Annotated in this window: 12 protein-coding genes; 7 read left to right on the plus strand and 5 right to left on the minus strand. The window is 68.5% G+C overall.

What is annotated here, in order from left to right; translation table 11 throughout:
• Nucleotides 1–27: 27 nt before the first annotated feature.
• Nucleotides 28–870, plus strand: a complete 843-nt coding sequence (locus tag HLB15_RS04545) for a S1 family peptidase (RefSeq protein WP_171104115.1) — start codon at nucleotides 28–30, stop codon at nucleotides 868–870.
• A gap of 41 nt (nucleotides 871–911) precedes the next feature.
• Here HLB15_RS04545 and HLB15_RS04550 read toward each other — a convergent pair whose 3' ends face one another.
• Complete coding sequence (locus HLB15_RS04550; protein ID WP_171104116.1) at nucleotides 912–2,462, minus strand: DNA cytosine methyltransferase; 1,551 nt, start codon at nucleotides 2,460–2,462, stop codon at nucleotides 912–914.
• Between the two features lie 245 nt (nucleotides 2,463–2,707).
• Between HLB15_RS04550 and HLB15_RS24700 the strand changes: the two genes are divergently transcribed.
• From HLB15_RS24700 to HLB15_RS04580, 6 genes are all read left to right on the plus strand, one after another.
• On the plus strand, nucleotides 2,708–5,257 hold the full coding sequence (locus tag HLB15_RS24700; protein WP_212759502.1) for a Z1 domain-containing protein: 2,550 nt from the start codon (nucleotides 2,708–2,710) through the stop codon (nucleotides 5,255–5,257).
• Nucleotides 5,254–6,276 carry a PD-(D/E)XK motif protein gene (locus HLB15_RS24470; RefSeq protein WP_171104117.1) on the plus strand — a complete coding sequence of 341 codons (1,023 nt, stop codon included), beginning with the start codon at nucleotides 5,254–5,256 and terminating at the stop codon, nucleotides 6,274–6,276. Before HLB15_RS24700 ends, HLB15_RS24470 begins: the two co-directional genes overlap by 4 nt.
• Nucleotides 6,277–6,406: 130 nt before the next feature.
• On the plus strand, nucleotides 6,407–8,200 hold the full coding sequence (locus tag HLB15_RS04565) for a hypothetical protein (protein ID WP_171104118.1): 1,794 nt from the start codon (nucleotides 6,407–6,409) through the stop codon (nucleotides 8,198–8,200).
• Nucleotides 8,197–9,096, plus strand: coding sequence for a hypothetical protein (locus HLB15_RS23700; RefSeq protein WP_212759503.1), 900 nt, complete (start codon nucleotides 8,197–8,199; stop codon nucleotides 9,094–9,096). Before HLB15_RS04565 ends, HLB15_RS23700 begins: the two co-directional genes overlap by 4 nt.
• Nucleotides 9,093–9,866 carry a DUF6339 family protein gene (locus HLB15_RS04575; protein WP_171104119.1) on the plus strand — a complete coding sequence of 258 codons (774 nt, stop codon included), beginning with the start codon at nucleotides 9,093–9,095 and terminating at the stop codon, nucleotides 9,864–9,866. The genes HLB15_RS23700 and HLB15_RS04575 overlap by 4 nt, the downstream gene beginning before the upstream one ends.
• 66 nt (nucleotides 9,867–9,932) lie before the next feature.
• The gene (locus HLB15_RS04580; protein ID WP_311979554.1) at nucleotides 9,933–10,328 is read left to right on the plus strand and encodes a very short patch repair endonuclease; all 396 of its coding nucleotides are present in this window, start codon (nucleotides 9,933–9,935) and stop codon (nucleotides 10,326–10,328) included.
• A 3-nt stretch (nucleotides 10,329–10,331) separates the two neighbouring features.
• Here the strand turns inward: HLB15_RS04580 and drmB are convergent, their stop codons facing one another.
• From drmB to HLB15_RS04600, 4 genes are all read right to left on the minus strand, one after another.
• Complete coding sequence (gene drmB / locus HLB15_RS04585; protein WP_171104121.1) at nucleotides 10,332–12,353, minus strand: MrfA Zn-binding domain-containing protein; 2,022 nt, start codon at nucleotides 12,351–12,353, stop codon at nucleotides 10,332–10,334.
• Nucleotides 12,353–15,487 carry a helicase-related protein gene (locus HLB15_RS04590; RefSeq protein ID WP_212759504.1) on the minus strand — a complete coding sequence of 1,045 codons (3,135 nt, stop codon included), beginning with the start codon at nucleotides 15,485–15,487 and terminating at the stop codon, nucleotides 12,353–12,355. The genes drmB and HLB15_RS04590 overlap by 1 nt, the downstream gene beginning before the upstream one ends.
• A gap of 106 nt (nucleotides 15,488–15,593) precedes the next feature.
• Nucleotides 15,594–17,360, minus strand: a complete 1,767-nt coding sequence (locus HLB15_RS04595) for a UvrD-helicase domain-containing protein (RefSeq protein WP_189087143.1) — start codon at nucleotides 17,358–17,360, stop codon at nucleotides 15,594–15,596.
• A 5-nt stretch (nucleotides 17,361–17,365) separates the two neighbouring features.
• Entirely contained in the window at nucleotides 17,366–22,147 is a 4,782-nt protein-coding gene (locus tag HLB15_RS04600; RefSeq protein WP_229785670.1) for a DEAD/DEAH box helicase, read from the minus strand.
• Nucleotides 22,148–22,194: the final 47 nt, after the last annotated feature.

Below are 22,194 nucleotides of genomic sequence, written 5' to 3' on the forward strand. Positions count from 1 at the left end.
CGAGGGATCTTTCCCCAGGAGGTCACCATGAAGCGCACGTCCATGACCCGCACCATCAGCGTCGCCGCGGGCGCAGTCCTCGGGCTGTCCGTCCTCGCCGTGCCACCAGCGGCGGCGGAGCCCGACGGGCCGTCGTCGGCCGAGCTGGCCGCCGCGAGCGCAGCCGTCGACGACACCGGCGTCGACGGCATCGCGTGGCACACCGACGAGACGACCGGCACGGTGGTCGTCCGCACCGACTCCACGGTCACCGCGGCGGAGCGCGAGCGGCTCCGGCAGGTCGCGGACACCGTCGAGGTCCGGCCGACTGACGGCGTGTTCGACCTGAGGCTCGCTCCCGGCGACGCGATCTACGGGCCGGACTACCGCTGCTCGATGGCGTTCAACGTCAGCAACCACAAGGGCAAGCACCTGCTGACCGCAGGCCACTGCGGCGAGGAGGTCGAGACCTGGTACGCCGACGAGGACGGCGACGTGCTCGTGGGTTCGACCGTCGCCGCGAGCTACCCGAGCAACGACTTCGCCGTCGTCCGGTACGAGAACCAGGCGCGCGAACGGCCCGGCGGGTTCACCGCGGGCAAGGCCGAGGTCGGGCTGGAGGCCACCCGCGACGGTACGGCCAGCGGCGAGCACTCGGGTGAGGTCACCGCCATCAACGTCAGCGTGAAGTACGAGGGCGGCGTGGCGATGCACGGCATGATCGAGGCGGACATCTGCTCCGAGCCGGGCGACTCCGGCGGGGCGCTCTACACGGGCAGCACCGCGCTCGGCATCACGTCGGGCGGCAGCGGCGACTGCTCGTCGGGCGGCATCTCGTTCTACCAGCCGATCATCGAGGTGCTCGCGGCGTACAACGTCGAGCTGGACTGAGGCCGAGCCGGACGAGCTCGACCCGGTCTGACCTGGTCGGGTCAGTGGCTGCCCGCCGACGCAGCGCTCAGGAACTCGTAGATGGAGCCGGCGATCGCTCGCCCGAGCGGGATCGGCACCGCGTTGCCGATCTGTCGCGCGATGTCGGTCTTGGACCCGCACCACCAGAAGTCTTCCGGGAAACCTTGCAGGAGCGCTGCTTCGTAATGAGTGATCGGCCGATCCTCAGTCGGGTGAAGGTAGCGACCCTTCTCCGGCTTGAAGAACTCGGTGCGCACGGTGACCGAGGGCGCACCGAGACGGAGCCTGCCCATCACGTCACCCGACCCGGAGTCGTGGCGGTCCCACGACTCGGTCGAGAGATAGACGAACTCGGCCTTCCGCCGCCGCTCACCGTCCTTGACCTGGACCTCGTACGCCTCGGCCTTGTTCCGGCTGAGCCGGCCCTCGAAGGCGTGCGGCTCGAGCGCGCTGCTCGTCACCGTGACCGTGCGGGTGCCGAGCAGCCCGCCGTCGACGACCTCGGTGTATCTGCCCGAGAGGTTGAGCTTGCCGTCCGGACCGCGGAACGCTGCAGTCTTCTCGACGATGAGCTCCTCGCCGTCGCGGAAACGGCACCAGAACCGACCTCGCAGGTTCTTCCGGTTCCCGGAACGAGGGATCGCCCGGTATCGGGCGAGCGAGATGAGCTCGGGGCTGCGTGTGAAGTGCAGCTCCGTGGTCCTGAACGGACCGCGGAGCTCCTTGCCGACTTCAGGGACCGTCTTCGGCTCGCCCTCAGGAAGATCGGTCCGGTCGAGGTCCAGTCCTGCTGTCTTCTCGAAGAGACGATCGATGGTCTTCCACGCCTTCTCACCACCCGCCTGCTCGAGTCCCTCGAGCGTGTCCCGATGGGCGAGTGCGCTCTCCGAGTACTCGCGCCTCGGATAGGTGAACGCACCGGCCGCGACGCCGAGGTCGGTCCTGACGCCGATGACGATGGCACGCCTCCGCGCCTGGAGCGCCCCGTAGTTGGCAGCGTTCAGGAGGTACTTGCGCGCCCTGACCTGCTCGGAGTCGTCCGGCTTCGTTCCCGGCGCATCGCAGAGCACGTAGTCCTTCAGCCCGTCCTTGCCGATCCGGCTCTTGAGGTCGGCAAACTCCGGCGACCGGACGAACCGATCGACGTTCTCGATGACGAACACCTTGGGCTGGACGGCGACGACGACGTCGATGAACCGCTGCCAGAGCTGGTTGCGCTCGGCTCCCACCTTGTTGCGGTTCAGCCCCGAGAAGCCCTGGCACGGCGGACCCCCGACGACGACGTCGACCTCACCCGGCTTCCACGGCGGGGTCCACCCCGTGATGTCCCGCCAGAAGATCTCGGTCGCCTCGTGGTGCAGGTTACGGCGAGACGACGGTCCGAAGTTCATCGCGTAGGAGGCAGCGGCAGCTGCGTCCCACTCCACCGCACCTACGCTGTGGAACACCGGAGGCGCCGTGTCCTCGGCGCCCACCGGGCGGAACTGGTGAAAGCCTTCGGTAAGTCCACCGCACCCTGCGAAGAGATCGAGAACCTTGATCGGCTCGAAGGCTCGGGCGGTGCTCGTCATTCGGTCATCGTAGCCGTGGAGTCCCACACCCGCGCTGCCGGCCCTGGTGTGACGTGCAACGATGCTTTCGACACCGGCACCGCGACGCTGCAGGTCAGCGACGTGGGACACGTGTGCGCCGGCTGTCGGGTCGCCAGGACGATTCACCCGGATGACATCGGGCCGGCGGTACGCGACGTGTGCCGACCGCAACTATGGTCGTCCCTGGTGGCAGGCCCGCGACCGACGGATGCTGGGAGTGCGGAGTGACCGACGACTCGATCGACATGCCCTACGGGATCTTCTTGTCGCACCTCGAGTACAAGACCCCCTCGGACGCGTTGAAGGAACTTCTCGTCCTCGGGGTACCGACCTCGACCGTGGAGGCGATCCGGGCTCGCTTCGAGGAGAGCACGCAGAAGGTCAAGGAGCTCGACGAGCCCTCGGTCGTCGAGCGCAAGGGCCGCCCGGCCTGGTACACAGGGCCGAAGCCGACCGACCGGTACTGGCCGGCTGTGGAGAAGATCCTCCGCGCCGACGGCTGGGGTGACGGCGCGATCGCGTCGTTGGACGATTCCTCGACACGGATCGTCTCCCTGCTGAACCACCCGAACGAGAAGACCTTCAGGTCCCGCGGCCTGGTCGTCGGCTACGTGCAGTCCGGCAAGACGACGAGCTACACCTCGGTCGTCGCCAAGGCCGCCGACCGGGGGTACAGGTTCGTCATCGTCCTGTCCGGCATCCACAACGGTCTGCGCCGTCAGACTCAGAACCGCCTCGTCAAGCAGCTCGTGGATCCCAACCCGTCCCACTGGTTCCAGCTCACGAGCGCCGAGCACGACTTCGTGCCGCCGCCCAACCCTGCGGCGTTCTTCGGCAAGGCTTCCGGGTCGCGTGTGCTGTGTGTGGTGAAGAAGAACGGCACGGTGCTGCGGAAGCTCGCGGCGTGGCTCGAGGCGGCGTCGCAACACCTCGTCGACACGCCCACCCTGATCATCGACGACGAGTCCGACCAGGCGACGGTGGCGACGGAGAGGATCAACCCGTTGATCCTCCGGATCATGGAGGGTCTCCCCCGCAGCGTGTATCTCGGCTACACGGCGACCCCGTTCGCCAACCTGCTCATCAATCCGGCGGCTGACGACCTGTACCCCCGCGACTTCGTCGTGAACCTTCCGAAGCCGGTCGGACACTTCGGAACAGAGGTCATCTTCGGCCGCGACCCGGTCGAGGGCGAAGAGCCCGAGGACGCTCCGGACGGTTACGACATGGTCCGCATCGTCCCGGACGAGGACGTGAGCAGCGTCCGGCCGATGAAGAAGGCCGACGTCGACACCTTCTCCCCCACGATCGTCGGATCGCTGCGCGACGCGCTCGAGTACTTCCTCCTCGTGACCGCTGCCCGTCGCGTGCGAGGGACCGGCAACCCGCACAGCACGATGCTCGTCCACACGAGCGTGAACACAGCGGTCCACCTCAGTTATCGCGAGCCGTTGCGAGCCTTTCTGTCGAGTCTTCGTGCCGACCTCGCCACCGGCGACGCCGTCGACAGGTTGCGCGACATCTGGGAGGCCGAGACGAAGCGCGTCCCCGCGGACCAGCTCGGCGAGACGCCGGTCGTCTTCGACGACCTGCTCACGGAGCTGCCCGATGTCATCCGGGCCTGCCGGGTGGTCATGGACAACTCTCGGAGCGAGGACCGCCTCGACTACGAGAACGGCCCGGTCGTGGCCATCGCTGTCGGCGGCAACACGCTGTCCCGCGGCCTGACCCTCGAAGGGCTTTCCGTCAGCTATTTCGTCCGGGCGGTCTCGGCGTACGACACCCTGCTGCAGATGGGACGGTGGTTCGGCTTCCGCCACGGATACGCGGACCTGCCCCGAGTCTGGATGACCGAGGAGCTGGCCGGATGGTTCAGGCATCTCGCCGTGGTAGAGCACGAGATGCGCGACGACATCGACCGCTACATGTCGGAGGACATCACACCGCTGGAGTTCGCCGTACGCCTCCGCACGCACCCGGCACTGCTCGTCACGGCGCGCGCCAAGATGAAGGACGCCGTGACCGCGTCGGCCGCCTACGGCGGGCAACGCCTCCAGACGCACTACTTCCGGACGGACCGGGACTGGCTTCTCGGCAACATCGATGCCGCGAAGGGACTCGTGAAAGCCGCTGTTGCCGAGGGCATCGAACCCATCGTCGATCGGGGCCGCTACGTCTTCCATGGCGTCTCCTACACCGCCGTGCTCGGCTTCCTCACGGAGTACTCGTTCCACGAGGAGTGGGCGGTGGCGACCACGGAGCTGCTGACCGACTACATCCAGAAGCGCGTCCGTGCCGCGGACGCGCTCAGGCGATGGAACATCGCGGTCATCGGCAACCCGGCAGGCGGGCCCAAGGACTTCTCCTTCGGCGAAGGTGTCACGGTCGGCCGCGTCGTACGCGCGCGGCTGAAGACGCACAGGGAGGGATTCGCGGACATCAAGACCCTGATGAGCCGCAAGGACGCCGTGGTCGACCTGTCCGGCGACCACTCGCGTGCGACCGAGAAGGACCTCATGCGCCTTCGCACCGTCCTCGCGCCGGACACAGGTCTGCTCGCGCTCTATCCCATCGACAAGGACTCCGAACCCGCGACGGCACACGCCGCCGAGACGCGCGAACCCCTGGCCGCCGAGGAGCACGTGATCGGCGTCGGCCTGGTGTTCCCGGAGGTGCTGTCCGGCGACGTCGCCGCGCACGGCTACATCCAGGCGGACCTGTCCGGCATCTCGATCGAGGACGAGGACTACAGCGCCCTGGAGGACGAGGAGTGACCGGCACGTCCCGTACGAGCTTCGAGGCCGAGTGGCAACGTCTGCTCGCTGCTCCTCCCTCCTCCGACACGCGCCTGCGGGTGCACGAGCTCCCCCGCGAGACGTCGTGGGGCCACGTGTCCCTCGCGGTCGATCAGGACGGCTCCCGACACCTCCTCGTCCCCATTCTTTCCTCCACGAGGGTCCGGTCCGGGCTCGACGGCCCCGGTCTGGTGCTGCGGAAACGGGTGCTGGAGGACGAGCGGAGCCACACGACGTATGTCGCGCTGTCGTGCGGGCGCCCCGAGCTGTCCTACCTGTTCGACGACCTGTGTGCAGACGTCGTGGTCGAGCTCGAGGAGCTCGGGCACCAACCGATGAAGGCCGTCTACCAGGTCGTCGACCGCTGGCGATCTCTCTTCGACCGGCCGGCCGGCGTACTGTCCGACGAGGCCGCGTCCGGCCTGTACGGCGAGCTACTCGTCCTGCGACGACTGCTCCGTGACGACGCGAGCGCACATCGGTGCTGGGCGGGTCCGCACGGTGCGCGGCACGACTTCGTCCTCGCGGGCGTCGCCGTCGAGGCCAAGACGACGAGTCATGTGGAGGGTCGCGTCATCCGTATCCATGGCCTGGACCAGCTGGAACCGCCGGAGAACGCGCAGCTGCTCCTCGCCGTCTTCCGCCTCGCGAGCGCATCGACCGCGAACGCCGTCACCCTGCGAGAGCTCGCCGAGGAGGTCGTCACGCTGTCCGACGACGAGCCCGCCGTTCACACGCTGCTTTCCGCGGCGGGCTACGTCATCGGGGCGGTCGAGGGCAACGACGCCCGCGCCTGGACCGTCTCCGACGAACGGTGGTACGCCGTCGACGACACGTTCCCTCGACTCACGCGCGCCGGCCTCACTGCGGCCGGTGTGCCGGAGACGGTCGTCGACGTGGACTACTCCGTGGACCTGACCGCCGGCGTCCCGGCTGCACTGCCACAGACCGACGTCGCACACCTGCTGAGCTCAGGAGCACCTACGAATCATGACTGACACCCCGTTCTCGTTCGCCCCCGCGCGTCCGCGGCCCGCGTGGGAGTCGCAGCAATACCCGCCAGAAGGGGCGTCAGCCGCCGAAGGCATCCGCAGTCAGCTCGGACGTCCGGCGCTGGACCTTCTCACGGTGCTCGTTCGCGAGGCGGCGCAGAACAGCTGGGACGCTCGCACCGACGAGGCGGGCGTCGACGTGCACTTCGGCCTCGACCTGTACACCGTCGGAGCCGCTCACGCGAACACCTGGCGCGCCCTCCTGCTCGAGGGCTGTCCTCGGAACGCCGAGCACTTCCCGCTGCGCACGTCCCTGGGCCGGAACTCGATCCGCGTGCTGGCGGTGTCGGACCGCGGGACCAAGGGTCTGGGCGGCCCCACCCGCGCCGATGCCGTGACCGACGGTCCTCGGGACTTCGTCACGTTCGTGCGCAACGTCGGGGAGCCCCGGGACACCCAGCTCGGCGGCGGTACCTACGGCTTCGGCAAGGGCATCTTCTTCATGCTCTCCCGGGCGCACACGGTGCTGATCCACACCCGCACACGGCACCAGGGACGGCTGCAGACACGCCTGATCGGTTCGGCCCTCGCCCACAGTTATACCGAGTCCGTCGTCGGCAGGGGCGAGGCGAGGTACACCGGCAGGCACTGGTGGGGCATGGTGAGCGAGGGACTCGTCGAACCGCTGGTCGACGCCGAGGCCGACGAGATGGCGGAACGGCTGGGTCTGGCGCCGTTCGGGGCGGACGAGACCGGCACCACGGTGGTGGTCGTCGACCCGGAGATCGACGAGGACCTGGGGTCACCGGGTGATGTCGGCGACTACCTGGCCGAGACGATCCTGTGGCAGCTCTGGCCCAAGATGCTCCCTCGCGTCGACGGCAGACCCGCCATGACCTTTCACGTGACGGTCGACGGACAGGACCATCCCGTCCCCGACCCGGCGCTGACGCATCCGGTGCAGATGTTCGTCGAGGCCTACCGCCGGATGAACGGGCCCGAGTCCCGGCAGCTCGCCTCCGGACGGCCGAAGCGTCTGCTGGGCGTCCTGGGACTGCATGACACGTTCGTCCTGCCCTGGACCCTGACCCGCGCGGCCGAGAGCGCGGGCTTCGACGACACACTCGTCCACCACGTATGCCTCATGCGGTCGGCCGAGCTGGTCGTGACCTACGCGAAAGGCGTCAAGCCCCAGGCTGAGCTCAAGGGCTACGCGGGCGTCTTCCGCGTCGACCCGTCCATGGACGAGGTCTTCGCCCGGGCCGAACCGCCGACCCACGACGCATGGAACGCCGACAGCCTTCCTCCGGACGAGCGTCGGTACGTCAAGGCGGTGACGCGCAGGTTGACGGAAGCGCAGCAGGAGATCAGCGGGCTCAGGGTCGTCGTCGGATCAGAGGGCAGGGAGATGGCGCTGGGAGCGGCGAGCAACTACTTCTCCGACCTGGTCCGCGGTTCGTCGGGATTCGGCGGCAGGCATGCCGCGTTCGAGTCGCGGACGCGCGACGACAACGACCCGCGAACCACCGGCAGGACGCTCGCCTCCAGACCGGGCCGGACGCAGGCGCCGGCGCACGCGATCGCGGCGCAGACGCTGCCCCGCGTGCGGGTCGAGTACGTCGGCGATCCCTTTCACACCCACCACCACGACAGGCCGGCGCTGGTCCAGGAGTTCAAGCTGACCGGCGAGGCGACGGTGCGACTTGATGCCAGGCTGTCGATCGCGACCTCGATCGACGCGACGGGCCGGGACCGTGACGGCACCGACCAACCACAACCGCTCGGTTGGGTGACCCCCGACGGTACGACGATCCTCGGTCCGTCGGCGCTCGTCCGGAACGACGGCCACGGGACGTGGAGACTGCTCGTCCGCCCCACCGAGGACACGATGACCGTGGTCGAGATCGAGGCCGAGGCGGTGCGGCCATGACGAGGGTCGCCTACCCGTATCTTCGCCCGCACCAGGCGGCCGTCGAACCGTCCGCCTGGACCCTCGTGCTCGGTGACGAGCCGGTCGTCCTCCCCGAGGCGCTCGACACCTGGGACTACAACCTGGATCTCCGTCTCCGACGGAGCATCCGGGTGGATGTCGAGACCATCCGTGCGCAGTGCAGGCTCCCGGAAGAAGCGGTCCTCGACGTGTGCGTCGTCTGGAGGTCCAGTGGCTCCGGGCTGTTCGGCAGGGCTGCGGCCGAGCACCTCACCGAGCCCGGTGTCGCGGAGCTCGACCTGGAGGTCGTGATCCCGGGGTCGGTGGTCGGCGGAGTGCTCGACATCGACACCGTCGTGGTGCTCGCGACGCCGTGCGCAAGGGTCGATCCGCTGGCGCCCTGGCGCGCCGGGTCGATGATCTGGGAGCAGCGCTCGTCGATCCGGCTCCAGGGCGACGCGTCGCAGTTTCCGATCTCGGTGATCGACTTCGCGGGCACGTCCCTGCCCGAGGGCGCCGCGTGGCACCTCCAGATCAGCGGGTCGCTGGAGTCGGCCGCCATGGGTTCGCTGCTGTTGCTCGTCAACGCGCGGCACAAGCAGGTTGCGGAGGCGTTCGGCAACGCGGGCAAGCCACGACCGGTCGACCGCCTGGTCCTGTCAGCCGTGCACGCCGACATCGCACGCGTCATGGTCGAGCACGCTCTGGCGTCCGACGAGTTCGACGACGACGCCGAGTACGACGAGGAGACGCTCGGCGCGATGCTCCGGGATGTCTTCGTCCGGGTGTTCGGGCAACGGACGGTGAAGGACGTACGGCTCCGCGCCAAGGACAACCCGTCGCTGGTGGCAACGGAGGTTCAGGCCGCGGTGAACATCTTCGGGGGTGACCGATGAGTGTCCTCTACCCACGCCTCCTCCGAGGTCGGATCGATGCCCTGTTCGAGGAGTACGCCTCGGTCGTCTCGCCGGCGGAGCTGACCGTCCGGGCGTCGGTCCACGACGACGCGGCCGTCTACGTCGCGACGGGTGGGACGCGCGTGCTCCCCGATCGACTCGACGACCTGGCCGCGTCGGTCCGTGTCCTCGCCCGGCAGCATGGGTATCCGTACGCAGCCACCCGGACGACGGAGTTCGATGTCGCCCTCGCCCGGCTCCTGCACGGAACCATGGACATCGCGCCGGCCGAGGCCGCGTCTCGCGAGGTATGGGCATTCCTGTCCCTGGTCCTGATGCCCGACGTCGCCTGGTGGCGCTACCCCAATCCTCCGGGCGACCGCGTGAAGAACACAGACATCACCCGGCACGTGTTCGGCCGCCTGTGGTGGCGTGCCGAGCTCGTCCACGACACGACGCTCGCCGACCCCTACGAGGCCCTCACGGTCCTTGGTGAGGCCGACTTCGACCAGGTCTACGCGCGGCGTGCCCAGATCGGCGCCAGCCCCAAGATCGTCAGGAACCTCCTGCTCGTGTGGCGGTCCCTGCGGGACTCCGGGGAACTGAACGGTGTCAACGAGCGAGAGGCGTTCCGCTCGATGCTGACGCAGCTGCGACGAGTCGTCCCCTTCCTCTCCCTCAACGCCCTGGACGACGACGCACTCGTGGCCGAGCTCGACCGAACCGCCCGGCAGGCGGTCAGCGCGATCCGCGCAGCCGATCTCGCCTGACCGGAGGACCTGTAGCGTGACGCCATGACCTCGCTGGGCCCTCATCCGGGTGCGTCCACACCGGACGTGAGCCGACGCATGAGCGTCGCCCGCAGGAAGGACACCAAGCCGGAGCTCGACCTGCGCCGCCTCCTCCATGCCCGCGGCCTCCGGTACCGGGTCACCTACCCTGTGCCCGGCAGGCCGCGTCGCACCATGGACGTCGCGTTCACCCGCGCCAAGGTCGCGATCTTCCTCGACGGCTGTTTCTGGCACGGGTGTCCCGAGCACGCCACACAGCCCCGGGCCAACGCCGACTGGTGGCGGCAGAAGCTCCGGGACAACGTCGAACGTGACGCCGACACGACGCGGGTGCTCACCGACCAGGGCTGGACCGTGCTGCGGTTCTGGGAGCACGAGGAGCCCGCCTCGATCGCGGACGCGATCGAGGCGGTGCTCCGAGAGTCCGTCACGCCGCGGTGAGGGTCAGTCGGTCAGGGCAGCGCTGACCGCTCCTTCCTCGGGTGGGAGAACTTTCCATCCGTGCGCGACGAGGCGCTCCTGGTCGGCGCCGAGCCTGCGCTCGAGATCTACCAACACCTTCTCGTCCTTCCAGAGCATCGAGACGATCGTCCCGTCGATCTCGGCGCCGATCTCGGGAACGGGGAGGTGCGGGCCGCCTGCAGCCACCAGACGTTCGGCGAACTGACGCTCGGCAGGCGTCACGTCCGCCTTGGCGAGAGCTCGAAGCCACTCCGACGGCATCGGGACAACCGTCCCGATGCCGGCCCGACCCAGTCCCAGCTCCGGCTTCTCCGGCGTGCCGACCACGGACAACCTGTCGAGAAACTGGTTGCGGTGCTCGCACGTCGTCTCCGGCGCGAGGACGCACGCATGGCAAGCAGCGAGGTTCAGCGCGTCGGCACCGGTGGACCCGGTCTCGGCGCACACCGGATCGTTGGAGCACCAGGCGGCTCGTTCGAACGCGTTGCGGACAACCTGCGCCAGGTCCTGCGTGGCAGCGAGGGCTGCGAGCCCGCCCAGGCTACCGGCGGAGTCGGAGGACGCCGTGTACAGGAGAATCCCCGCCTGGCCAGGCAACGCGTACACTCGCTCGCGGATCGAACCCTGCGGGTAGCCCGCATCGAGGCTGAGCTCCTTGACCAGCATGTGCGCCAAGCTGTGCAGCGCCACGAACCGAGCATTCACCGGCTCGGTGGCGATCTTCATCGCTGCGTCACGTGCGTCCTGCGCGTAGCGGATCGCCGCTTCGCGCTCTGCGGCGAACGCGCTGCTTTCCCAGGCCGCGACCACATCCTCGTCGAGTCGGACGAAGATCCCCTCACCCATGACCTCGACAGCAGGAAGCCACCCGGCCTTGTCCGCGGCGAGGGCGGCCGTCCGCGCCGAACCCGCCTCCGACTCGACCGGGGTGACTCGCGAGAACCCGGACAGCACCCGCACCTCTCGCAGGCGGTTCACCTGTGAGACCTGCGCGACCAGGCCGCCGAGCGACGGGTGGACACCGACAGCGGTGCACTGGAACGAGTCGCGCCGCGAACCGACGTGGCCCGCCACGAGCGCCTCGTACTCCTGGCTGCGCAGGGTGTCGTCGTCCGGTGCCTCGTCCGCGTCGAGACCCAACCGCTGCCGAACCACGTCGACCACCGCGTCAGCCGTGATCCCGTCCTGACCACCGATCATGGCCACGATCGCCGGCCAGGCGGCCGCCTCGCCCATGTTCTCGTACATCGGCTTGAGCGCCGACCAGTGCGTCGTGACGAACTGCGCCGCCGCGCTCGACCACGGCGGGATCGAGATGCTGGACCGCTGCACCGGAAACCACACGTTGGATGCACCACGCTGGAAGACCCGCAGGGGTCGGTCACAGTCCGGCTCGTTCGGTGCGTCTGTGAGCCAGGGCCTGCTCCCGGAGCACTTCCTGATGCCTTGGAGCGCACCCGCTCCGAAGGCACCCTCCATGTTGTACGGGCGCACACCGCAGGAGCAGGAGACGACGATGGATGCGAGCGACGACGAGCTACCGCTTGTCCACAGGGTCAGACGGTGTTCCGCACCCCCCTGCGCCTCCTGGCCACGGTGGACCCACTGGAAGTAGGGAAAGTCCTCGATATGTCCGTTCTCGCAGCAGGCCACGAAGCGGGACGGAGTGAGGTCGCGAGCACACTCCTCGCACCGCGTCTCCCCCTTCTTGGCGCCGAACTTCCAGAACGGCGCGAGCCGCCGGCAGCCCGAGCAGTAGTGCCACTCCGGGAAGCGGACCGCGGGCACGTCGCCACGTCTCCTCCCCGTCGGCGGTGCATGGAAGGTGTGAACCCCGAGCGATCGGGCGAGGCGGGGCTCCTCGACCGTCGGAGCGAACTTCGTGTCCCACTCGTCGATCCCGCAGATCATGAAGCTCGCGTCGGCGGCAGGGAACAGCGAACCGACGCCATACGTCGTCACCAGCTGGCTCTGCCGCGCCTTGGGCTTGTCCGAAACAGCCATCAGTTCGCCTTCCTTCGCGTCACGATCCGCAGTGTGCTCTCTCTGTCGACGTTGCGCAGGCTCGTCAGGGTCGGCCAGGCGGGTTCATCCACGGGGAAGGTGTCCACGGGCACGGTCTCGGCCGAGGCGCCGAACGGCGCGCCGCCTGCGGGAACCATCAGTGCCTTCTCGTCGCTCATCCAGCCCTCGTACTTCATGACGTCGTGGTCCTCGACCGCGTCCGTCCAGCGCTCGACGAGGCCCTCGAGCGCCACGCGGACCTCGGTCTCGCTCCCGGCCTTGACCGAGCGCGCACGGTTCACGATCACGTCGATCAGACGATCGAACGCGTCCGCCCCGACCGGCGCCGCGACCGACGTGCTCCCGGAAGCCCCCGCGACGGTGTGGCGGGCGAGAATCACGAGCAGGCCGTGCAGCGCCCGGTCGAGCGCCCGCGGTGCGAAGGGTGTCGCACCGGTGGCCTCCACCTGCTTGTACAGGGCGCGGTGGTAGCTGGTGAAGGACTCGTAGTGGGACAGATCTCGCGACTTGGCGGCGTTGAACATCGTGACCACCAGGCCGGGACGGGACCGGCCGACGCGTGAGGTCGCCTGGATGTACTCCGAGGTCATCTGCGGCTGCCCCATGACGCTCATCAGGCCGAGCCGGTCGACGTCGACGCCCACCGAGATCATGTTGGTCGCAAGGACCACGTCCGGGCTGTCTTCGTGGGGGAACGAGGTACCGAGCCGTGCGAGCTCCTCGGGGATCTCGCTCGACTTCTTCCGGGACGTCATCTCGCGCGGGTCACGGATCTGCCTTACCTCCTGACCTGACCGCGCGGCGACGACCTTCATGCGGTCGGGCACGTCGTCGAGCGACTGGATGTAGGCGGCCCCCAGCACCCGCAGGCTGTTGAAGTAGCCCAGCATCGTCCAGTATGCGTCGCGCACCTCGTCGGGCGCGTCGAGGTCCTTGCCCGCCTGCAGCAGGGCGGCGTAGACCCGAACCAGCAGCGTGGCGTGGCTCGTCGACGGCGCCATGACGCCCACGTAGCGCCGCGTCGGTCGCTCGTGTGGCTCAGCGTCGACTGCGAAGAACGAGTCACCGGCGTCCAGGCCAGGCGGCGGAAACTGCTGCGCCGCGCGGTTGAACACTGCCCTGACCTGTGATGTCGCTCTGCGGATGGTCGCAGTGGAGGCCACTAGTTTCGGCCGAACGCCCTCGTCCGACGTGGCCAGGGCATCGATCGCCGTCTCGTAGAGGCCGACCAGGGTGCCGAGGGGGCCGCTGATGAGGTGCAGCTCGTCCTGAATGATCAGATCGGGCTTGACATCGTGGAACGCGCCCAGCACAGCGCCCGCCTCACCACGCCAGGCAAGCATCGCGAACTTGTCGACCGTGCCGATCACGAGCGAGGGCCGTTCGGCGTAGACGTCGGTGTCGACGAGGTGGACGGGCAGCCCGTCATGGAACTCACACGCGGTGGCCGGGCAGTGGACGGTCATCCGGTCACCGTGCACGTCGGCCTCGTACGCGGCCACCGGAAGGGACGTCCCGCACCAAGGACAGCGCAGGAGTTGTCGGGGGTTGCCCTCATCGGTCGGCTCCTCGCCGTCCCGCATCTTCTTGAGCGCTTTCGCCGCCTTTTTCACGTCGTTCGGCGTCGCCCCCTGCCCGACCCAGAGGCCGATCGAGAACCTCGGGAGGCCGGGTGCCTCTCGCCGGCGCCACTCCTCGAGGGCACAGATCAGACCAGCGGCCCGCTCGAACTGCTGGATGGTGAGGAGCCTCAGGGTGTAGCGCATGATCACGCCGACACCGGCGCCGATCTCGGGTCCACCACGGAGGCGACGCAGCACCAGCGTGAACGCGATCAGGCCGAGGTACGCCTCCGTCTTGCCACCGCCGGTCGGGAACCACAGCAGGTCCGCGACATCCCGGTCCTTGTGACCGGGTTCCGCCAGGCCGACGAGGTTGAGGAGGACGAAGGCCATCTGGAAGGGGCGCCACTGCTCTTCCTCGTCGGGCGGAGTGTCGAGGCCCTTGCGGACCATCACCTGCCTGACGCGCTGTTGCTGCATCACCTGGTTCATGACCCGGAACGCACGGGCTGCCTCCGGGTCCCGGTCGAGCAGCTCGATCCCGGCGCGCATTCGCTCGACCGCCCGCCGAGCGTCCGTCAGATGCCGCTCGGCTGTGACGACGTGCCGTGGGTCGATCTCGGGTATCCCGGACTCCTGCTGCGTGATCCACTGCTCGTAGACGTCGACCAGTCCGACCAGCGCACTCCGGTCGTCGCCCGACCCGAGACTCTTCATGCCGAGCGTCGGGACGTCGTTCCGGTCCGCCTTCGCGAGCCGTAGGTCATGGCTCGGGAAGAACGTCGTCTCGAGTCGCCGGACGTGGTCGCTCTCCTCCCAGACGACCGCGCAGCCGTGACCTACGGCGAGGTGCCGCTCTCGCCGGTACAGGAGCTCGCCGCTTCGCTCGTCCTCGTCCTGGAACGTCAGATCGCGCGCCGGCCGTCGATCAACGAAGGTACCGCCGGGAGTCGTGACCACGAGGCGCGGTCGGAACCAGCACAGGTGGTCGGCGTATCCCTTGTCGGGTCGCACCCGCGTGTTGACGAGTGCCAGCGTGATGCTGACCGCGCCGTCACGCTCGGGCCTGACCACAGCGCGCAGGCTGAGCCCTTCGCTGACGGCCCATTCCTGGTCCGTACGGGGGTGTGCCACGTCCACCGAGAACGTCGCAGGTCCGACGGGGACAACCCTCCACAAGCCGTCGTTCCGCGTGGCAGCGCGCGTCTCGGCCAGTTCCTCGACATCGGGTGCCGCGACCGCTGCCGCCCCTGCCTTCGTCCGACGCTCCGCTGCACGCCGGGCAAGCTCCTCCTTGGCCTGCGCCTGCTCCTGCGGGTCCACGACCTCGCGATAGCCATCGGCAGAAACCTCCACCTCCACGACCGGGGTATCCGCCGCGACGGAGAACGTCAGGCCTGTCGTGGACGGGTAGCGCATGCGGGCCAGCGCCACAGCCGGGTCGTCCCGAGAATCGGTCGCGGTCCCTGTGTCGGCCTCGTCGTCGTCCCGCACGTCCTCGATCGGTTCGGCCGACCGGGGATGCAGGATGCCGACGACGAACCGGGACAACGGAGCCTCGGTCAGGACGTCGTCCGTATCGGTGGCCCCGTACAGATCGGCGACCAGGGCCTCGACCAGGGCCTCCCGCGCCGCGTACCAGGCGTCGACCGTCCGATCAGTCATCGTTCTCTCCCGTGTTCTCTCCTAAGCCCCAGCGGACGTCGAGCATCCCTGCGGTCGTGACGCCCAGCCACAGGCCACGACGGCCGACGTGGGCCGCCGCCTCGCCCGCGACCGTCACGACGTCCTCCACCTTTGCGCCGGACAGCCGTGGCCACGGCAGGATCCCGTGAGCTCGCTTCTCCGCCGGCCCGATGCGCCGGGCAAGCGCCGTCCCGAACGTCTCAGAGGTCCGTCCGACGACAACGCCGTCGTGCAGCAGCGTGTATGTCGGCACGTCGAGCGACGACCGCCGCGGGTCGAGGGCCAGTTCGACATCGTCCCCCGACCTCACCTTCGTCGCGAGGTGCTCCTGGGTGAGCACAGCATCGTCTCCCGGCACGGTCGTCGAGTCCAGGTCGCCCGCCCGGAGCTCGAAGCCGAAGGTCTGCCACTTCTTGTAGCCCCCGACATACCACCGGTCGTCGCCCTGCCGGAACACCCGCCGTGACCGCCCGTCCACACGGACGATCCGGTCGCGTGCACGAGTGAGGGCGACGAATCGGCAACGCCGATCCTCCGCGGGATCGACAGACTCCCGGGTGCCGTACGTGGCGAAGTCCACCAGGACGACGTTGTCGAACTCAAGGCCCTTCGCTCGATGCACGGTCGAGACGATCAGGCCGTCGTCCTGCTGGTGCACGACCTGCGGGGGCAGGGGCCTGCTACCTGCAAGTCGACGGGCCAGGCGCCCGACGTCGAGCTCGTTGCCGTGCGAGCCTGCCACTGTCCGCAGCGCCCGCCAGAGGTCCGCTGGATCGTGCCGGACGTCGAGCTGTTCGAGACGCTCGAACAACTCGTCCCGTCGGATGGACGCGGGCCGCCAGTCCGCGAGCGCCTCGGCGACCCATCGCGCGACGACACGCTGGTCCGCCCGCCGGCGAAGCCGCACCGCGCTCCCCGCCTCCGCCACCTCGCGGGCGACGAGCATCGCCTGTCCGTTCGTCTGGGTGAGAAAGGCCGTGGTGCCCTGCCAGCTGCGGGCTACTCGGACGACATCGGGCACAGTCCCCGCGTGGACGACCTCGGCCTCGAAGTCCTCAAGGGCGTCGCCGCCCGCCACCACCGTGTCACGAAGCCGCGCTGCACCCCTCGCATCGCGGGTGCGGGCACGATATTGCCCGGTCAACACTTTCTCCTGGACGTCGCCGTTGGTCGAGGCACGCGCCAACAGGTCGGCCGACGTTGTCCTCGAGCGTTCGTCGAGCTGGAAGTCGTAGATCGCCTGGGCCAGATCGCCGAGCAAGGTGAAACCCCCATCGCGGTCCAGGAGGTCGAGGATCGTCAGAAGGAAGTCTGCACGCAGTCCGACGACGTCCTGGACCTCGTCGACGACGAGATGGCGTACGGCTGCGAGCCGATCCCACCCCTCGTCGCGGAGGACCTTCGTCGCCTCCCCGACGCGGGCGTCGAAGGACAGCGTTGCCGGGTCGACGTCGCCGACGTCACGGAGGATCTCCAGCGCCAGCGAATCCATCGTCTGCACGGTCACCGGGTCCAGTCCCTTGCGAGCGAGACGACCGGCTGCCGCATGGACCGCTGCGTTCGAGAAGCTGATCACGAGGATCTCGGTCGTGGGCTCGAGGTCCTCCTCCTCGATGAGGTGCTCGATGAGTGCTGCGACCACCTCCGTCTTGCCCGAGCCGGGCCCTGCCACGACGACCTGCCGTGTCTCCGGCTCGATCTCGACGGCGGCCCGCTGGCCGGTGTCCAGGTTCACCATGTCGCTCACCGCTTCCACAGGTACTCGAACGTGTTGAAGGCGAGCAGGTCGCCGTACTGCGTGAAGTTATCCCGCACGTTCACGATCAGGACCTCCTCCGAGCCACCGTTGCGCGGCCCCCTCAGCCCTCGCCCGATCATCTGCTGGTAGACGTTCGGGCTGAAGGTCGGGCGGGTCACGTAGACCGCCTGCACCCGAGGGGCATCGAAGCCCTGCGTGAGCACGCCGTAGTTGGTGATGACGCGGATCCTCCCCGCCTTGAACTGCTCGACGTAGTGCCGCCGCGCCGCGGCGTCGGTGTCCGCGGAGATGGAGACCGCGGGAACGCCGCGGTGCGAGAGCAATGCGGCCAAGGTGCGGGAGTTCTCGACCGAGGAGGCGAACACGAGCATCGTCCAGTCAGCGGGCCGGCCGGCTATGTCGTCGACGATGCGAAGCGTGCGATCGTTGTCGTCTCCCAGACGCTCGGTGACGCTCGACGGGAGGCGGGTCGCTTTCTCGATCTCAGCGATTTCCTGACCGGTCAGCTCCACCTTCGAACCGTCAAGAATCTCCTGTCGGACGCGAGCGAGCACGCCCATGTCCTGGAGCTCCAGGTAGGGGTTGTCGGGGTCGGCGAAGGCCCCGTCGTCGAGGCGGTTACCGCCGTACCGGTTGACCAGGCGCTCCGTCTCGTACTGCGACCGGCCTCGGAACGGGGTAGCTGTGAGGCCGATCAACGGCCGACGCTGGCTGACCCTCCGTGTCCTTCCACTCCTGTCGAACCACTCGAGCGCCTTCGTGTACTCGGGCGCGACCGACGCGTGTGCCTCGTCGATCACGACCACGGAGGGGACCCGCATCCATTCGTACCTTGCGGGTTCCCGTTCCGCGACGCTGCGCACCTTGTCGATGCCTGCGACGACGAGCTGGAAGGACGACGGGTCCTCGACGACAGAGTTGCTGCCCCACAGACGCCCGACGTTCATCGGCACCTGCGGACCGACCGCCCGCCAGATGTGGGTCCACGTCTCGACCGCCTGCTCGCACAGCTCCTCGGTCTGCGCGATCCACACCATCGGCTCGTCGTCAGCGATGTATCCCTCTCGCAGCCCGTCAACGAGCGCCTGGACCGCCACCCGTGTCTTTCCGGCACCGGTGGGTAGCGCAACCATGCCTCGGTCGCTGCCCGTGCCCAGGAACAGGTCTTTGATTCGCTCGGTGACGGTGACCTGGTAGGAGTGCAACGGCTTGAGCATCGCGGGGCCATCGACGGTCTCCTGCGCCGGACGGGTGTTGCTCGTGAACCCGGCCCACTCCGTGGGGAACCCGAGGTTCTCGACCCAGCGACGCGTTCTGCTGCGCCCGGTCCACTCGCGCGGCGGTTCGAGGCCATGGTCCTGAAGAGCCGCGAGGATGGACGGCTGCTTGAGCACCCCGACGCCGTGCACGGCGCGAGCCAACGCCGCGATCTCGTGCGGGCCCGCCGTTCCCGCCTGGCCCTCGACGACGTCCAAGACCTGCTTGGGCAGGCTCCGACGCAACACGTCGACGCCCACGGCGGCAAGCAGCCGATCGTCGTTGGTCGCAGCCTTCTTGATCGTGGCGACGAGCTTGCGCGACTTCTGCGCGGCCATCTGGTCGAACACGCCCCGGATGTCCGCAGTCGACATGTTCAGGTTGAGCGCAGCGACGACCTGGGTGAGGACCTCGGCCGGGTCCGACGCGGTCACGTGGACGACCTCGCCTTCCCGCCGCTGCCTGATCGGACGGCCCTTCTGCCCCTCCGGAGTCGCGACGAGACGTTCGATGCTCCGGCAGGGCTGCACCTGGATCTCGTGGTCCTCGACCGGAACCCAGAGCTTCATCGGCGGGTACAGGTCCAGCAGGTACTCGGGCTCCCCGTCCGGGACGACGAGGATCTCCTCCTGCAGAAGGTCCTTACCCGGCCTGGCCCCCCAGACCTCGACAAACTGCTCGCAGTCGGCGCTGTCCGCCAGCAGGAGGGCCGGGACCTGCGCCTCCACCAACGAGTCATACACCGCCGGGTCGGTGGTCACGCCGATGTTCTCCGGGGCGACCTCCTGGTACCGCCGGCCGACCCGCGCCGTCAGCGGCATGGGGTCGTCCGGAAGCTTGAACGGGAGCCACCCGTACAGCTTTCCGCGGCGCGCATCGGCGTCGGGACTGCCCGTCCACGTCGCGGCTCGTGCAGCCAACGTCTTCCAGTCCTCGGGCGACATCTGGTTCTCGTCGTCCGGATCTGTCCTCAGCCGGAGCAGCTTCGCGAACGCGTCGCCGATCTCAACCGTCGGGAACACCTCTCCATCGATGTCGTCCGAGGCCTGGAACACCTCGCTCGGACGCAGGTGGCCGAAACCCGGCACGTCGAACACTCCGTACCGGTTCAGGAACCAGACCTCGGGCGGACGGACCGGCAGGCGCCCGTAGCTGCTGTTGCTGCTGTGATGCACCGTCCACGACGAGGGTGTGCCTCGCCGCACGAGGGCATCAGTCACGACCGCGCGGGCTTCAGAGGACATCTCAATGAGCGGCTCCAGAGGCCACGGCGGGGCTGACCCCTCCGCGACGATCCGGTCACGCTGGGGCGTCGAGCCCTTCTGCTTGCTGATGAACCGGTCGGCGACGGCCTTCTCGTAGGCGGCCATCCACGGTTCGTGCGGCGGGTCCGGACGGTACGTCGGTTCGTCGACGGCGCCGATCCGGCGCAGGATCCGGACGTCGCTGTCGGTGTGGAAAAGCGGATCGATCAGTCGGTCCTGGTCCCGCCCGACGCCTCGGGCGATGAGCCGGCCCTCGAGGTAGGCGTCGGCGATACCTCGCCACGAGCCATCGGCGGTCCGGACCCGAATCGCCCTCTCGAGGCTCTCCCCGAAGTCCTCGACGAACAGCGCGTAGACCGTCTCCTCGTCCTCGATCATGCGCGCGGTCTGCCAGATCCTCTGCCACGTCTGCGCAAGCAGAGCCTTGTCCCTGAGGACCTCGGCAGAACGTGCGTGAGCGAAGTGACCGCGCAGCTCACCGCTGCGGTCGAACACCACGATGCCAAGGACCTGCAGTGCTTTCCTGACCCCGTCCTGAGCCACGAGCTCCGCATCGACGAACTCGTGGCCCGTGTCGTGGTCGGACTGGCGCACGAAGATCCGACCCTTCTCCGGCTTTCGGAACGTCCCGTTCTCGAGCCGGATCAACCGCGCACCGAGCACGCCCTGCACGGCACGCGACCGCCGGCCGGCGTCCACGATGCGCTGGGAATCCTGGAACATCCGGGCAGCGAGCCGGATCGCCGCCGCGGACGAGCGGACCGACCCGTCCGCGACAAGGTCCTCGAGCCATGTCGCAACCGGTGTCGCCGTCGCTCCGTCGAGGCCACGGCCTGAGGTACCGGACAATAGCCGCTCGATCTTCGAGCGTCGCTCGGGACTGGTGTAAGCACCTGGGTGAACCCAACGATCCCTGGGCGCCGCGGGATGGTCTGCCCATTCCTGCAGCCAGGCACGCTCCACGTCATCGACGAACCCTGTCCAGCGGAGCTCCGCCGGCTTTCGCAGCACACCGGTGCCGTCCGGCACCGACCTGACGGTGCGCAGGTGCTCGAAGACCGGTTCGTTGATCGTCTCGTCCGCCCAACCACGGTTCTCCCGACCTCGGGCGGGCAACACGTCGAGGATCCGCGCCGGATCCTCCTGCTCCCCGTAGACCTGGACGGCCTCGCCGACCAACCGTGGCAGGACCGAGGTCAGGATCTCTTCGTTGAACGCCGTCTCCAGGAGTCCGAGCCGGTCATCGCTGAGCTTCCACGGGGCATTGACAAGACCGGAGAGCGTGGTGCGCTCCCGTGTGGGGAAGTACGCCCAGAACTGGCCCACCCCGCCCACGGGCACCTTGGCTGCGTACTGCACCGGAACCTCCTCGCGGTCGGCGACCCTGCCTGCCTCCGCGCGTGCCCGTGCGCTCGGCCGGTGCTGCGCCTCGGCCAGACTCCACACCTCCGACCGGCCCCCGAATTCGATCGTGACCGTGCCGTCTGGGTTGGCGACCCGGCGGACGACGTCGTCCGTGACGTCCTCGTGCCCGATCTCACCTGCACCGCCGGCGGTCCATGTGGTGAGGTCGTAGAACCGGGCCTCCGTGACGTGTGGGGCGAAGAGGACGAATTCCGGTTGGAAACTCATGATCCGTTGACTCAAGGCCCGGTGCGCTCCGGAGAGAGGAAGCGCCACTACGGTGCTCGCCCACTCCATCAGCGTCTTGAGGTGCGGATCTGCAGCGGCATGTGCAGCCGGGTCCAGTACCTGGGCGAGCCGCATCGTCGGGTATCGGGGGGACTCGAAACCGTACTGCCGGAGCGTCGCCTCGGCCCATGCCTTGTCGAAGCCGAAGGACACCGATCGGCTGAAGATCCTCGGCCGATCCGTGACGGCTAGCACCGACTTGAAGCCGATACCGAACCTGCCGATGCTCTCGCCGTCCTTACGAGAGAGATCGGATGCCAGGAGCGCGTTGACCCCGGCCGCGTCGAAAGGTTCGCCGTCGTTCGCGACGTACAGCGTCTCCGCCGTGAGTCTGACCTCGAGCCTGCTGCCGCCACGACGCGCGGCGTCCACGGCGTTCTGCACGGTCTCCTCGAGCTGGCGGTTGTTGTACCCACCCTCGGCGATCCTCAGCTCGTTGTTCGCGTCCTGCTCGACACGGCTCCGATCCTCCCGATAGACCGCGAGACACGTCTCGGTCTGCTCGGCCACGAGCCTCGCGAGTGCGCCCTCGCCCCGCTGCCACTCCTGCATCTTCCCCACGGCCTCCCCTTGTCGGTCCTGCTCCGTCCGACCTTCTC

The organism is Promicromonospora citrea, from assembly GCF_013004695.1.
GTDB lineage: Bacteria > Actinomycetota > Actinomycetes > Actinomycetales > Cellulomonadaceae > Promicromonospora > Promicromonospora citrea.